8 protein-coding genes and 1 rRNA gene are annotated in these 13,811 nt (G+C 59.0%); 8 read left to right on the forward strand and 1 reads right to left on the reverse strand.

Going from position 1 to position 13,811, the window contains the following annotated elements; genetic code table 11:
• Positions 1-107 (forward strand): 5S ribosomal RNA (gene rrf, locus ACQ4WZ_RS18465); the annotation flags it as partial.
• A 130-nt stretch (positions 108-237) separates the two neighbouring features.
• Here the strand turns inward: rrf and uraH are convergent.
• Positions 238-591 (reverse strand): hydroxyisourate hydrolase, encoded by a 354-nt coding sequence (uraH, locus tag ACQ4WZ_RS18470; protein WP_010395048.1) that lies wholly within the window; start codon positions 589-591, stop codon positions 238-240.
• A 121-nt stretch (positions 592-712) separates the two neighbouring features.
• Here uraH and puuE point away from each other — a divergent pair, with 121 nt between their 5' ends.
• The 7 genes from puuE to ACQ4WZ_RS18505 all read left to right on the forward strand — a co-directional run bounded on the left by puuE (position 713) and on the right by ACQ4WZ_RS18505 (position 13,752).
• Entirely contained in the window at positions 713-1,666 is a 954-nt protein-coding gene (gene puuE / locus ACQ4WZ_RS18475; RefSeq protein WP_101483973.1) for an allantoinase PuuE, read from the forward strand.
• 99 nt (positions 1,667-1,765) lie between these two features.
• Complete coding sequence (xdhA, locus tag ACQ4WZ_RS18480; RefSeq protein WP_436574180.1) at positions 1,766-3,232, forward strand: xanthine dehydrogenase small subunit; 1,467 nt, start codon at positions 1,766-1,768, stop codon at positions 3,230-3,232.
• A 10-nt stretch (positions 3,233-3,242) separates the two neighbouring features.
• Positions 3,243-5,588: a xanthine dehydrogenase molybdopterin binding subunit gene (gene xdhB, locus ACQ4WZ_RS18485; RefSeq protein WP_436574181.1), complete on the forward strand. Its 2,346-nt coding sequence runs from the start codon at positions 3,243-3,245 to the stop codon at positions 5,586-5,588.
• A 9-nt stretch (positions 5,589-5,597) separates the two neighbouring features.
• Entirely contained in the window at positions 5,598-6,677 is a 1,080-nt protein-coding gene (xdhC, locus tag ACQ4WZ_RS18490) for a xanthine dehydrogenase accessory protein XdhC (protein WP_133994205.1), read from the forward strand.
• Positions 6,678-6,686: 9 nt separating this feature from the next.
• On the forward strand, positions 6,687-8,003 hold the full coding sequence (gene guaD, locus ACQ4WZ_RS18495; RefSeq protein ID WP_436574182.1) for a guanine deaminase: 1,317 nt from the start codon (positions 6,687-6,689) through the stop codon (positions 8,001-8,003).
• Positions 8,004-8,046: 43 nt separating this feature from the next.
• Positions 8,047-9,549 carry an adenosine deaminase family protein gene (locus tag ACQ4WZ_RS18500; protein ID WP_436574183.1) on the forward strand — a complete coding sequence of 501 codons (1,503 nt, stop codon included), beginning with the start codon at positions 8,047-8,049 and terminating at the stop codon, positions 9,547-9,549.
• 792 nt (positions 9,550-10,341) lie between these two features.
• Positions 10,342-13,752 (forward strand): TonB-dependent receptor, encoded by a 3,411-nt coding sequence (locus ACQ4WZ_RS18505; RefSeq protein ID WP_133994141.1) that lies wholly within the window; start codon positions 10,342-10,344, stop codon positions 13,750-13,752.
• Positions 13,753-13,811: the final 59 nt, after the last annotated feature.

Raw genomic sequence — 13,811 nt, forward strand, 5'->3', positions numbered from 1 at the left:
GACCATAGCAAGTTGGTCCCACCCCTTCCCATCCCGAACAGGACCGTGAAACAACTTTGCGCCGATGATAGTGCTGCAACCAGTGTGAAAGTAGGTTATCGTCAGGCTTGTTATTCGCAGTAGAAGAAAACCCCACCGGAATCCGGTGGGGTTTTTTTTCGTCTGCTGCTTTGTCTTGCAAAGCAAACAGGCGTAAAAAAAGCAGCGCTGCGCGCTGCCTTTGTCGCTTAACGTCGCTTAACTCCCCCGGTAAGTCGAATACGACCAAGGAGATACCACCAGCGGTACGTGGTAGTTTTCATCGGTATGCGCAATGCCGAAGGCCAGGGTAACCAGGTCGATGAAGCGCGGTGTAGGCAAGTCGAGGCCTTGGGCGGCGAAGTAGTCGCCTGCGTTGAACACCAGCTCATACTGGCCCGCTTTCATGCTGTCGCCTTCCAGCAAAGGCGTGCTGCAACGGCCGTCGCTATTGGTCATATCCATCTTTAACAGCACTTTTCCTTCCGGCGCGACTGAAAACAAGGCCACCTTGACGCCGGCTCCCGGTCTGCCGTGGGCGATATCGAGTACATGCGTGCTGAGTTTTCCCATTTGCTATCCTGTATATAGGGTGAGTGAATGTGCTTATCGTGCAAATCATATACCGGTGACTGCGCCCCGCTATATGATTGGGCATATAGCCAACATTGTCCTCCTATAGGCGCGCCTCCGCATGAACAATTACGAACATTATCCACGCGACTTGATTGGCTACGGCCGCACGCCACCCCATCCGCAATGGCCAGGCAAGGCCCGCATCGCGCTGCAATTCGTCCTCAATTACGAGGAGGGGGCGGAAAATAGCGTGCTGCATGGCGACCCCGCGTCGGAAACGTTTTTATCGGAAATGATCGGCGCGGCCGCTTTTCCTGCGCGCCACCTCAGCATGGAGTCGATTTATGAATATGGCTCGCGCGCCGGGTTGTGGCGCCTGCTGCGCATGTTTGAGGAGCGGCGCTTGCCGTTGACGGTGTTTGGTGTCTCGATGGCCTTGAAGCGCAATCCGGATGCGGTGGCCGCGTTCCAAGAACTGGGACATGAAATCGCCTGTCACGGCTTGCGCTGGATTTCTTATCAAAATATGGATGAAGCGACGGAACGCGAACACATGCGTGTCGCCGTGCAGATCATCCGTGAATTGACGGGAGCCGCCCCGCAAGGCTGGTACACGGGGCGTGATTCGCCCAATACACGTAAACTGGTGGTCGAGCACGGCGGTTTCCGCTACGACGCCGATTATTACGGCGATGACTTGCCATTCTGGGAGAAAGTGGCGTACACGGATGCAGCCGGCATGCCGGCCGTGCAGCCGCAGTTGATCGTGCCCTACACCCTGGATACGAACGACATGCGCTTTGCCGCCATGCAAGGCTTTAATTCGGGTACGCAGTTTTTCGATTATCTGAAGGATGCCTTCGATGTGCTGTATGCGGAAGGCGATCCGAACGGCTTGAATCAGCCGAAGATGCTGTCGGTGGGCTTGCATTGCCGTCTGGTGGGGCGTCCCGGACGGGCCGCGGCACTGGCGCGCTTTCTCGATTATGTACAGCGACACGAGCAGGTGTGGATCACGCGCCGCATCGATATTGCCGAACATTGGCATGCGACACATCCCTATGCCGCTTGATAGGTATTGATATTGGATGATAAGTAAAATCAGTCTTTGCATATAGTTGTCCCATATGCCGGTGTTAATCTCCTATACTGGGACTATACCGAGGCCAGCATGTCAGAACCGATCCGCTTTTACTACCGTGGTGCCGTACAGGAAGTACGTAACGCCGCCCCTACGCAGACTGTGTTGCAGCACCTGCGGGAGGATTTGCATTGCACGGGCACCAAGGAGGGCTGCGCGGAAGGCGATTGCGGCGCCTGCACCGTCGTCATCGGCAGCCTGGTCGATGGCCAGGTCGAGATGAAGGCCGTCAACGCCTGCATCCAGCTCACCCCTACCCTCGACGGCAAGGCCCTGTTTTCCGTGGAAGACTTGCAACAGCCCGATGGCGCCTTGCACCCGGTGCAGCAGGCGATGGTCGAGTGCCACGGTTCCCAGTGCGGTTTTTGTACGCCAGGTTTCGTGATGTCGTTGTGGGGCATGTATCTGCAGAAAAACGGCGAAACCCCCACGCGCTGCGAAATCGACGATACGCTGTCCGGCAATTTGTGTCGCTGCACGGGCTACCGGCCGATCATCGATGCGGCCAGGCGCATGGGCGAGTTGCCGCATGTCGCGTTTGACCGCGATGCTCTGGCGCAACAATTGCAGGCGCTGCAGCGCGGCAGCCTGAGCACCTATGAACATGGCGGCCAGCACTTCCACGCACCGCGCAGCATCGACGAACTGGTGGCGCTGCGCGCGGAAAAGCCGCAAGCGTGCCTGCTGGCCGGCTCTACTGACGTGGGCTTGTGGGTCACCAAGCAACTGCGTGACCTGGGTGACATCATTTATCTGGGCAACGTGGCCGCGTTGAAAACCATCAGCATCGTTGACGGCAAGCTGCACATCGGCGCTGGCGCCAGCCTCAACGATGCCTATGCGGCGCTGTGCCAGCACTATCCAGACGAGTTGTCGGAACTGTGGCAGCGCTTTGCCTCTTTGCCTATCCGCAACGCGGGTACTTTGGGCGGCAATGTGGCCAATGGTTCGCCCATCGGTGACTCGATGCCGTGGCTGATTGCGCTGGGTAGCGATATCGTGCTCCGGGGCCCCGGAGGCCAGCGCGTGATGCTGCTGGAAAAGTTCTATCTGGCTTACCAAAAGAAAGATCTGCAACCTGGCGAATTCGTCGAAGCCGTGCGCGTGCCCTTGCCGCGTGCCGATGTGCATTTCCGCACGTATAAACTGGCGAAGCGTTTTGACCAGGATATTTCGGCCGTGTGCGCCGCGTTTGCCTTTCGTCTGGATGGCGACGTGATCGTCGATGCGCGCATCGCCTTTGGCGGCATGGCGGCCACGCCGCAACGGGCAGCGCAAACGGAAGCATTTTTGCTTGGGCAGGCGTGGACGGAGGACAACCTCGTCATCGCCATGCGCTTGCTGGCCGACGATTACGCGCCGCTGTCGGACATGCGCGCCTCGAATACCTACCGCATGACGACGGCGCAAAACCTGTTGCGCCGCTTCTGGCTGGAAACACGCCCTGGTGCGCCGCTGCTGCGCACTGCCGTCAACGCCTACGCTTGCCGCGCCTGAAAGGACCAGCATGAACCATCCTGTCACGCCCGAATTGCAAGCGGCCGCCTGGGCCGCCGTGGGCAAGCCCAGCCCCCATGAATCGGCGCAATTGCATGTGCTGGGGCAAGCCACGTACACGGACGATATCGCCGAATTGCAGGGTACTTTGCACGCGGCGCTGGGCCTGTCGCAAAAGCCTCATGCGCGCATCACGGCCATGGACTTGTCGGCCGTGCGCAATGCGCAGGGTGTCGTCGCCGTCTACACGGCGCAGGATATTCCCGGCACCAATGATTGCGGCCCCATCATCCATGACGACCCCATCCTGGCTTTTGATCTGGTGCAATACGTGGGCCAGCCCATCTTCATCGTCGTGGCCGATACGCATGACCATGCGCGCCGCGCCGCCCGCCTGGCGCAAGTGTCGTATGAGGAATTGCCCGCGATCATGACGCCGCAGGCGGCCAAGGCGGCGCAATCGTACGTGCTGCCGCCGATGCAGCTGACGCGGGGCAACTACCAGGCCGCGTTCGAGAAGGCGCCGCACGTGGTCAAGGGCCAGCTGTATGTGGGCGGCCAGGAACAGTTTTACCTCGAAGGACAGATTTCCTACGCCATCCCCAAGGAAGCGCAAGGCATGTTGGTGTTGTGTTCGACCCAGCATCCGAGCGAGATGCAGCACGTGGTAGCGCATGCGCTGGGCGTGCATTCGCATAACATCACCGTCGAATGCCGCCGCATGGGCGGTGGTTTCGGAGGCAAGGAATCGCAATCGGCTCTGTGGGCGGCGGCGGCATCGATTGCGGCAGCCAAACTGAAGCGCCCCGTGAAGCTGCGTGCCGACCGCGACGACGATATGTTGGTGACGGGCAAGCGCCACTGTTTTTACTATGAATACGAAGTGGGCTATGACGATGACGGCAACATCCTTGCCGCCAAGGTCGACATGACCACGCGCGCCGGCTACTCGGCGGACTTGTCTGGTCCCGTCGCCACGCGCGCCGTCTGTCACTTTGATAACACCTATTATTTGTCCGACGTGGATATCCGCGCCGCCTGCGGCAAGACGAATACCCAGTCGAACACGGCTTTTCGCGGATTCGGCGGGCCCCAAGGCGCCATCGCCATCGAGTACGTGATCGATGAAATTGCCCGCCATTTGCAACGCGATGCGCTCGATATCCGCCTGCTCAATTTCTATGGTCGCAATGATGCGGAAGGGCGCAACGTCACGCCTTACGGGCAGAAAATCGTCGATAACGTGATCCATGAACTCGTTGCCGAACTGGAAGACAGCAGCGATTACCGGGCGCGTCGCCGCGCCATCGATGCCTTTAACGAGGCCAGCCCTATCTTGAAGAAGGGCTTGGCATTCACGCCCCTGAAATTCGGCATCGCCTTCAACGTCACGCATCTGAACCAGGCCGGTGCGCTCGTGCACGTGTACGTGGATGGCTCAGTGCTGGTCAACCATGGCGGCACGGAAATGGGACAGGGCATCAATACCAAGGTGATGCAGGTGGTGGCGCACGAACTGGGACTGGACCTGGACAGAGTACGTGCCACGGCCACCGACACCAGCAAGGTGGCGAACACCTCGGCCACGGCAGCGTCCACCGGCGCAGACCTGAACGGCAAGGCGGCGCAGGATGCTGCGCGCCAAATCCGTGAACGCCTGGCCGGTTATGCGGTCAAGCTGTATGGCGGCGAGCCAGCTTGCGTGCGCTTCTTCGACAATCACATCCACGTCAACGGCCATGTCGTGCCGTTTGCCGAGCTGGTGCAGAAGGCTTACCTGGCCAGGGTACAACTGTGGTCGGATGGTTTTTATGCCACGCCCGGCCTGTCGTGGGATGCGAAGACGATGACGGGCCATCCGTTTTCCTACTACGCGTATGGCGCGGCCGTGGCCGAAGTGGTGGTCGATACCTTGACGGGCGAATGGAAACTGCTGCGTGCCGACGCCTTGTATGACGCGGGCCAGTCGCTCAATCCCGCGATTGATCTGGGTCAGGTGGAAGGCGCATTTATCCAGGGCATGGGCTGGTTGACCACGGAGCAGCTGTGGTGGAATGCGGCGGGCAAGCTGATGACGCACGCGCCATCGACATACAAGATTCCCGGCATTTCGGATTGTCCGGAAGATTTCCGTGTGAAACTGTTCCAGAACCGCAACGTGGAAGACAGCATCCACCGTTCCAAAGCCGTGGGCGAGCCGCCGCTGCTGTTGCCGTTTTCCGTGTTCTTTGCCATCCGCGACGCCATTTCCAGCGTGGGAAATCACGCCGTGCAGCCGCCGCTGAATGCACCGGCCACCAGCGAGGAAATCCTCAAGGCAATCATGGCCGTACAAGCGGTTTGCGCCAAGGTATAGGAACAGATGATGAGCGACTGGTTGACGGCAATCGAGAACGACACGCAGGCATCCGTGCTGGTGACGGTGGCCCTGGTGGAAGGCTCGGGTCCGCGCGAAGCGGGGGCGAAGATGCGCGTCACCCTCGATGGCCAGGTCGATACCATCGGTGGCGGCCACCTGGAATTGCGTGCAGTAGAAATCGCCAAGACCATGCTGGCCACGGGAGACACCCATGCGCGGCTCGAGCGTTTCGCGCTGGGCCCCAGCCTGGGCCAATGCTGCGGCGGCGTCGTGCACCTGGCATTTGAGCATGTCGACGCCAGCCTGACAGCGTTGCTGGCCGCCTTGCGCGAGCGCCGTCAGCAGGATAGTTGGCGCCTGACGGCGCTCGATGGCGACACCGCCGCCGCCCTGTTCGATGCGGCGGGCGCGCTGATCGCCGGTGTGCCGGCACAGGCGCCGGACACGTTTTCGCGCGAACGCAGTACCCATGTTGCGCAGGATGGCACGGGGCGGCGCTGGCTGGTCGACCCTTGCCGGGCACCGCGCGCGCACCTGACCTTGTTCGGCGCCGGCCACGTGGGCGCCGCCATCGTGCGCGCGCTGGCCCACTTGCCCTGCAATATCACCTGGGTTGACGAGCGCGAAGACATGTTTCCCGCAGCGTTGCCTGCGGGGTTGCCAGCGAATGTGCGCATCGCCGCCACCGATATGCCGGAGGAATTTGTTGCGATGGCGCCGCCGGGCGGCAGTTTTCTTGTCATGACACATAGTCATGCGCTCGATCAGCGCCTGACGCAAGCCATCATGGAGCGTGAGGATGCGGGCTGGTTCGGCTTGATCGGCTCGCAAACGAAACGCAAGCAGTTCGAGCACCGTCTGCAGGCGCGCGGCGTGCCGGATGAGCGCATTGCCGCCATGGTGTGCCCGATCGGCATGCCAGGCATCCGCAACAAGGCCCCGGCCGTGATCGCCGCCTCCGTGGCCTGTCAATTATTGATGGTGTGGGAAGAGGCCGCCAGCGCGGCCCTGGCCGCACCGCTGCGGCTGGCTAATGCCAGCACGCCACTGCGCCGCCCAACCCGCGCCGCCATTCACCCCTTATAGAAAGAAGTCATGCCGATTGTTCCTGCCACATTGCAAGCTTACCGTGCCAGCTTGCTGCACTTCCACGCCGATCCCGCTGTCAACGAGGAGGCGCACGCCTGGCATGCGGATGGCTTGCTGATCGTGGCTGATGGCAAGGTCGTGGCAGCCGGCGATTACGCGCAACTGCTGGCCACCTTGCTGCCCGGCACGCCTGTCGTCGATTACCGGGGCAAGCTGATCGTGCCCGGCTTTATCGACACGCATTTGCATTTCCCGCAGACGGAAATGATCGCCTCGCCCGCGCCCGGTTTGCTGCCGTGGCTGGAAACTTACACCTTCCCCACCGAACGCGCATTTGAAGATCCTGTCCATGCACGCGATGTGGCCGAGTTTTTCCTCGATGAACTGCTGCGCTGCGGCACCACGACGGCCATGGTGTATGGCAGCGTGCATCCGCAATCGGTCGATGCCTTCTTTGGCGCCAGCGAGGCGCGCGGCTTGCGCATGGTGGCGGGCAAAGTCATGATGGACCGCAATTGTCCTGAATTCCTGCGCGACACGGCAGAGTCCGGCGCGCGTGAAAGCGAGGAACTGATCCGGCGCTGGCACAAGCATGGCCGCTCGCTATATGCGATCACCCCCCGTTTCGTACCCACTTCGACGAACGAACAGATGCACCTGGCGGGCGAGCTGGCGCGCGCCTATCCGGATACGTATCTGCAAACCCACGTGTCGGAGAACGAGGATGAGTGCCGCTGGGTGCGCGAACTGCATCCGCAGGCGCGCAGCTACCTCGATGTGTATGACCAGTACGGCATGCTGCGCCCGCGCGCCATGTTTGGCCACTGCATCTGGCTCGATGAGCGCGACCGCGCGCGCATGGCGGAAACGTCCTCGGCGGCCGCCATTTGTCCCACATCCAACCTGTTCCTGGGCAGCGGCCTGTTCGATTTCGAGCGGGCCGATGCGGCGAGAGTGCTGCTGTCGCTGGCCACCGACGTGGGCGGCGGCACCTCGTTCTCGATGTTGCAAACCATGAACGAAGCCTATAAAGTAGCACGCTTGAAAGGCAGCTATCTGCCCGCCTTGCGCATGTTTTACCTGGCAACCCTGGGCGCAGCACGGGCCATGCAACTGGAAGGCATCCTGGGCAATTTCACGGCTGGCACGGAAGCGGATTTTATCGTGCTCGACAAGCAATCGACGCCGCTGCTGGCTCGCCGCACGGCCGGCTGTCAAAGTCTGGAGGAATTGCTGTTTGCCTTTGCGCTGCTGGGCGACGACCGGGCCGTGGCTGCCACCTATTCAGGCGGGCAATGCGTGCATGTGCGGGGGCAGGGCTGACCTACCCGTTGTTCCATACGAATTATCCTGAGCGAGAACGCGAATGCACAAGAAACTCACTGGCCTGGCGCTTGGCGCCGCGCTGGCATTGACCGGACCGGCGCAAGCAGCCAAAGCAGTGGCCGCCCCAACTTCCAACGAAGCTGCCACCGCGCGCCATTTTGCCGCCTTGGTTGCGGGTACGCAGCCGAAGACGGCCGAGTTGAGCCTGTTCTTTTCCATGATGCCCAAGGGCGGGGACTTGCATCACCATTACTCAGGCGCCATTTACGCCGAGCAATTCCTCGACTGGGTCGACAAGGAGAATTACTGCGTCAACAAGACGACCTACCGCATCGAAAGCAACAAGGACGTCGTGGCGGCCGAGCGCGCCAAGCCGGCCGCGCAGCGTGGCTGCCTGTCGTCCACGGAAGTGTTTGCCGATGCGGGCCTGTATGCGGAATTGCTGCAGCGCTGGTCAACCAAGGATTTCTACAACCACGGCGCCATCCAGACGCCGCCGGACCGCACTTTTTTTGATACCTTTGGCTATTTCGGCCCCGTGGCGTCGAGCAACACGGCGGATGGCCTGAAAACCCTGAAGCAGCGCGCCATCGCGGAAAACCTCAGCTACATCGAGACGATTTTCGAGCTGTCGCCCTTCGTGCAGAACGCGCAGTTCGACCAGCAAGTGCTGGCGCCGGGCTTGCAGCCGGCAGCGTTGCAAGCCGTGCTGGCCAACTGGACGCAGAGCCTGGAGCAGGACGCCAGCTTTCAGAAAAGCATCACCGCCTACAACGATAACGTCAACGCCAGCAGTGCCGGCATTGACGATGCGAATTTCACCATGCGTTACCAGGCGTATGTGCTGCGTTTCCTGTCGCCATCGCAAGTTTTTTCCTCGATGGTGGCTGCGTTCAAGGCAGCGAGCCTGAATCCGCTGCTGGTGGGCGTGAACATCGTGGGCCAGGAAAGCGTGAACGTGTCCATGCGCGATTACAGCCTGCACATGGAAATGTTCAAGTTCCTCAAGGCAAAGTATCCGAACGTCAAGATCGCCCTGCATGCCGGCGAGCTGGCGCTGGGCATGGTGCCGCCGGAAGGCATGGCCTTCCATATCGCCGAAGCCGTCGATGTGGCGGGCGCCGACCGTATCGGCCACGGCATGGATATCGCCTACGAGCACAATGCGCTGGCCACCATGCAGAAGATGCGCGAGCGGGGCATTCCCGTGGAAGTGAATCTGACCAGCAACGATTACATTCTCGGTATCAAGGGCCAGGCCCATCCGATCACCCTGTACCGCAAGTATGGCGTGCCATTCGTCATCTCCACTGATGATGCGGGCGTTTCGCGCAATACCCTGTCGAATGAATATGTGCTGTTTGCCAGCCAGTACAAGACCGATTATGCGGAAATTAAAAAGCTGTCCTATAACAGCCTGCGGTATTCCTTCCTGGCGGAAGCGGACAAACAACGTTTGCTGAAAGCACTCGATGCCCGTTTCACCCGTTTTGAAGCGGACATTGCCGCAGCCGACAAGGCAGGCAAGAGCAACAAACCGTAAGTTGCGCGACGTTCACGACTGATACTATCAAAGCGGCCGGATCTTCCGGCCGTTTTTCATTTCCCCCCTCAAACCTTCGTGATGCTATTTTGCCAATTTTGTGGCAGCCATGCGACACAATTCACACCAGATGCACGACTTTATACAATTTCCTGGATGAATCAATTTCAAGTACATATTGCTCATTTATAATCTCGCGCCATAAGCCCGGACGCTGCCAGCACGATATCAATCCAGCTAGTTACTCATGCTATTTATACTTTAAACATATAAATATGTAAAAAAAAACGTATTTGTCATCCATTTTTTGATGATGCATAGTGGGATGAGGGTGATATTAAAAAGTCACAATTTACTTTGGCGATATCGTATGAAGATGGGTATTTGCAGTAAATAAAGGTGAGATGCAGAGTGAAACACACAGTCGCGCAGCTAGATGACGACATTCTTCTGTATTTTGCCACCGTGTCACAGTCTTGAAATATTTAACAATTACACTCGCGGCTTGCCATGTTAGCCGGGTAAGGCTGTCGGGTGAATGACACAGGTGCTAGCGCCCTGGGTCGTACGGATCGGTCGCAGTTTTTTCCGCCGTTTTTGTCTGGATAGGAATAGTTGTGATGTGTGGAGCGGCGTTTTGTGATGGTCTTGTCAGGACCGCAGCCAGTCCCGCCGGCGTAACAGTTGCAGCATCGTAAAGAGGAGATCTTGAGTTTGTGTTGCTGTGCGGCGCAGCCGGACGGTGGGGCAATCCAGGATTTTCAAAAATAATAGTCTTTTCTGGGGTTAAAGATGATCAATCACAAACGACTTCGGCTAACGCAAATCGCGTTCAGCCTGTCTATTGCACTGGCGGCGGTACCATCGTTCGCACAGAACACTACTTCCTCCATTGGTGGCCGTATCTCGGCCACGGACGGCAAGCCGGCAGCTGGTGCGCAAGTCACTATCGTTCACGTAGATTCCGGTTCGGCGAGCAACGTGACCACCGATGCAGAAGGCCGTTACGTCGCTCGCGGCTTGCGCGCCGGCGGTCCTTACACCATCACCATTACGAAGAATGGCGTAGTTGAAAAACGCGAAGGCGTGTTTATCGCCCTGGCCGAAACGGCCAACGTCGACGCCACGCTGGGCGCCGACATGCAAGTGGTGAAAGTCAGCACCAATGCTATTCGCAATCAGGTTTTCAACCGCAACAACATGGGCGCCGGCACCAATATCGGCCCGACCGAACTGGCTACCCAGGCATCGATCTCGCGCAGCCTGCAAGACTATGCCCGCGCCGACCCACGCCTGTCGCAAACCGACAAAGAGCGCGGTGAAATCTCCGTTGCCGGTCAAAACTCGCGCTACAACTCGATGACGATTGACGGCGTGGCCGTGAACGACACCTTCGGCCTGGAAGCGTCCGGCACCGCGACCGGCAAGCAGCCGATTTCGATCGAAGCGATCCAGTCGGTGCAGGTGAACGTTGCCAACTATGACGTCACCCAAAAAGGCTACACCGGCGCGAACGTCAACGCGGTGACCAAATCGGGCACCAACAAGGTCAAGGGTAGCGTCTACTACGTTTTCCGTAACGACACCATGGCGGGCGACCGTTACAACAGCACCGACGACACTTACTACGCAGCGCCGAAATCGAAAGACACCACCAAGGGCATCACCATGGGTGGCCCGCTGATCGAAGACAAGCTGTTCCTGTTTGCCAACTACGAAAAAACCACCAGCTCGCGCGGCGCGCCAGCATTCGGTCCTATCGGCAGCGCACAGACCAACGTTGCCATTACCCAAGGCGCCATCGATAGCGCGATTGCTATTGCCAAGGACAAATACGGTATCAATGCCGGTACTTCGGCAGTTCCTACGGGTTCCGAATTCACGGCAACGGAAAAGTTGCTCAAGCTGGACTGGAACTTGACCGACACCCAGCGCATGATGCTGCGTTACACCAAGACCGAACAGTCCGAGCCGATTTACACGGGTTTTTCCGGCACTGGCCTGTCGCTGAGCTCGTACTGGTATGACCAGAACAAGAGCCTGGAAACCCTGGTTGGTCAATGGACCGCCGAGTGGACGCCGACCTTCTCGACCGAAGTCAAAGTGTCGTCGCGCGACTACGACAGCGTACCGCGCAACAACGCTTATCTGCCGGCAATCGGCCTGCAGTTCAGCGGCGCGCTGCCAGCTGGCGCACCTTCGAGCCTGGCTACTGGCAACCGCTTCCTGAACTTTGGTACGGAACTGAGCCGTCAGCGTAACATTCTTGGCACCAAAACCAAGGATTTCTACGCAGCCGGTACCTGGTCGCTGGGCGACCATGAAGTCAAGTTCGGCACCGATTACAGCAAGAATGACGTTTATAACGCGTTCCTGCAGAACGTCAACGGTAACTACACCTTCGGCTGTATTAATAGCAGCGCCACGTTTGCCTATTCGTTCGGCGCCATCAATTGCGGTAATGCCACGGCAGCGCAATTGCAGGCAGCCGTGCTGGAAAACTTCAGCCGTGGCCGTCCTAGCTCGTACACCTACCAGGTGCCACAAGCAGGCCGTACTCTGGACGATGCCGTGGCGACGTTCTCGCTGAAAAACATCGGCCTCTTCCTGCAAGATACCTGGGAAGTCAACAAGCAGCTGACGTTGACCGCGGGCCTGCGCATCGACGGCACCCGCATCGGCGAAAAGCCGATCTACAATGCGCGTGCAGCACAGGCAACTGTCGCTCGTACCACGCCTAACGGTCGTCAGACCGGCGGTTTCGGTATCGATAACTCGCATACCATCGATGGCGAAAACCTGTATCAGCCACGTTTTGGCTTCAACTACAAGCTGGAATCGGCGCGTCCGACGCAAATTCGCGGCGGCTTCGGCTTGTTCCAGGGTGCGGCGATGAGCGTCTGGCTGGGTAATCCTTACCAGAACACCGGTATGGCAACCCAGAACATTACTTGCGCCTCGTCTGCCGGCACTTGCCCGACCACCGATGGCTTCTTCAACCCCGATCCAACCAAGCAACCATCGAGCGTGCCAGCGGTTATCCCGGCAATGAAGGTCGATGCCTTGAGCACGGACCTGGCGCAACCATCGGTATGGAAAGCCAACCTGGCCATCGAACATGAGCTGCCATGGATGGGCCTGATTGTCAGCGCGGAATACCTGCGTTTCCAGACCAAGAGCGCGATTTACTACGAAGAGCTGAACATGGGCGCGCCAACGGCAACCGGTAGCGATGGCCGTCCAATGTACTATGGTCCTAACGCCTACAATACGGCTTGCTGGAATGCAAATGGCGCCCTGATCGGCGGCGCAAATTGCAGCGCCTTGACCAAGGCTGGCAGTAATGCAGCCTTCGGCCAGGTGCTGATGGCTAAAAATACCGACAAAGGCGAGTCGAACGTGCTGACCCTGTCGGTGCGCAGCCCGACCCGTGATGGCCTGTCGTGGGGCTCGTCGTACACGTACAGCGATGCCACGGAAGTGTCACCACTGACGTCGTCGACCTCGAGCTCGAACTGGGGTTCGCGCGCCGTGTTCAATCCGAACGAAAACGTGGCGTCCAACTCGAACTACCTGGTCAAGGATCGCTTCACGGCCAACATCAACTGGCAAAAACGTTTCTTCGGCGAATACAAGACCACCTTCGGTCTGTTCTATGAAGGCCGTAGCGGTAAGCCATACAGCTGGACCATCAACAACGACTTGAACGGTGACGGCCTGGCCGGCAACGACTTGATGTACATCCCTAGCGCGCCAGGTTCGGGCGAAGTGGTGTTCGCCGGTGCGACGCCAGCAGCACGCGCCGCCAATGAGGCAGCGTTCTGGAAAGTGGTCAATGCGAATGGCGACCTGCGCAAAGCCAAAGGTAGCGTGATCGGCCGTAACGAGAGCTTTGCTCCATGGACCAACAGCTTCGATGTGCGCATGAGCCAGGAAGTACCGGGCTTCTTCAAGGGTAACAAAGGCATCTTTACCTTCGATATCCTGAACGTCGGTAACCTGCTGAATCGCAAATGGGGCCGCATCAATGAAGTGGGCTTCCAGGGCTCCGGTGGCCTGGTGCGCAGCTTCGTTGACAATGTCGGTATGGAAAACGGCAAGTATGTGTACAACACCCGTCCTGTGGTGGAAAGCCTGGAAACGCGTCAAGTCAAAGGCGAATCGCAATGGGCGCTGCAAGCAACGATCAAGTACGAATTCTAATTTCGTCCTTGCCTCGTAGCTCGGCAAAGTAAAAAACGGCTGGTGGCGACACCAGCCGT

Source organism: Janthinobacterium darwini (assembly GCF_051380905.1).
Classification (GTDB): Bacteria; Pseudomonadota; Gammaproteobacteria; order Burkholderiales; family Burkholderiaceae_D; genus Janthinobacterium.

What these genes read in the sequence shown, in the direction of transcription:
- uraH (WP_010395048.1), bottom strand. Translation starts at nt 591, where the DNA reads ATGGGAAAACTCAGCACGCATGTACTCGATATCGCCCACGGCAGACCG.
- puuE (WP_101483973.1), top strand. Translation starts at nt 713, where the DNA reads ATGAACAATTACGAACATTATCCACGCGACTTGATTGGCTACGGCCGC.
- xdhA (WP_436574180.1), top strand. Translation starts at nt 1,766, where the DNA reads ATGTCAGAACCGATCCGCTTTTACTACCGTGGTGCCGTACAGGAAGTA.
- xdhB (WP_436574181.1), top strand. Translation starts at nt 3,243, where the DNA reads ATGAACCATCCTGTCACGCCCGAATTGCAAGCGGCCGCCTGGGCCGCC.
- xdhC (WP_133994205.1), top strand. Translation starts at nt 5,598, where the DNA reads ATGAGCGACTGGTTGACGGCAATCGAGAACGACACGCAGGCATCCGTG.
- guaD (WP_436574182.1), top strand. Translation starts at nt 6,687, where the DNA reads ATGCCGATTGTTCCTGCCACATTGCAAGCTTACCGTGCCAGCTTGCTG.
- ACQ4WZ_RS18500 (WP_436574183.1), top strand. Translation starts at nt 8,047, where the DNA reads ATGCACAAGAAACTCACTGGCCTGGCGCTTGGCGCCGCGCTGGCATTG.
- ACQ4WZ_RS18505 (WP_133994141.1), top strand. Translation starts at nt 10,342, where the DNA reads ATGATCAATCACAAACGACTTCGGCTAACGCAAATCGCGTTCAGCCTG.